The organism is Streptomyces sp. NPDC006207, from assembly GCF_040613835.1.
Classification (GTDB): domain Bacteria; phylum Actinomycetota; class Actinomycetes; order Streptomycetales; family Streptomycetaceae; genus Actinacidiphila.
In genome coordinates this window covers 1-744 of the sequence record NZ_JBEXSX010000069.1, presented here as the reverse complement: position 1 = coordinate 744, position 744 = coordinate 1, and the positions used below count along the sequence as shown (strand labels likewise).

Genomic DNA, 744 nt, shown 5'->3' with positions numbered 1-744 from the left:
GGGGACGATCCTCACGGGGACGGTCGTAGCGCGGCCGGTCGTCGCGACGGGGCCCACCACGGTCATCCCGCGGCCGGTCCACACGAGGCCGGTCCTCACGGGGACGGTCATCACGACGGAAGCCACCGCGGTCGTCGCGACGGGGCCCACCACGGTCGTCACGGGGCCGGTCCACACGAGGCCTGTCCTCACGGGGACGGTCATAGCGCGGCCGGTCGTCACGGGGACGATCCTCACGGGGACGGTCGTACCGCGGGCGATCGTCGCGACGGGGCCCACCGCGGTCATCGCGCCGGTCATCACGCGGCCGGTCGTCGCGACGGGGCCCACCGCGGTCGTCACGCCGGTCATCACGACCCCGGTCCTCGGACCGCCCACGCGGCCGGTCGTCGCGGCGGTAACCGCCGCCGGCCCGGTCGCCTTCGCGCCGGGGGCCGCCGCTGCGGTATCCACCCCGGTCGCCGCCCTGGCGCGGAGCGCGCCGCTCAGGCCGATCAGGCCGTTCCTCGGGCGAGTTGGACATCGACGTGACTCCTGTCGTTTGTGCTGCCGTAGTGCCAGTCTCTCGTACCAGTTCGCGAACTGGGCACCACGCTAAAAAACAAAAGGACCCCCGGTCCCAGCGCTTTGGCCAGGACCGAGGGTCCACAAAGATTGTTCGGCGGCGTCCTACTCTCCCACAGGGTCCCCCCTGCAGTACCATCGGCGCTGAAAGGCTTAGCTTCCGGGTTCGGAATGTAACCG

At 71.4% G+C, this 744-nt stretch carries 1 rRNA gene and 1 pseudogene; both read right to left on the bottom strand.

Annotated features, from left to right (window positions below):
* Positions 1 to 351: pseudogene (locus ABZ312_RS37190) on the bottom strand (hypothetical protein); the annotation flags it as partial.
* Between the two features lie 305 nt (positions 352 to 656).
* Positions 657 to 744 (bottom strand): 5S ribosomal RNA (gene rrf / locus ABZ312_RS37185); the annotation flags it as partial.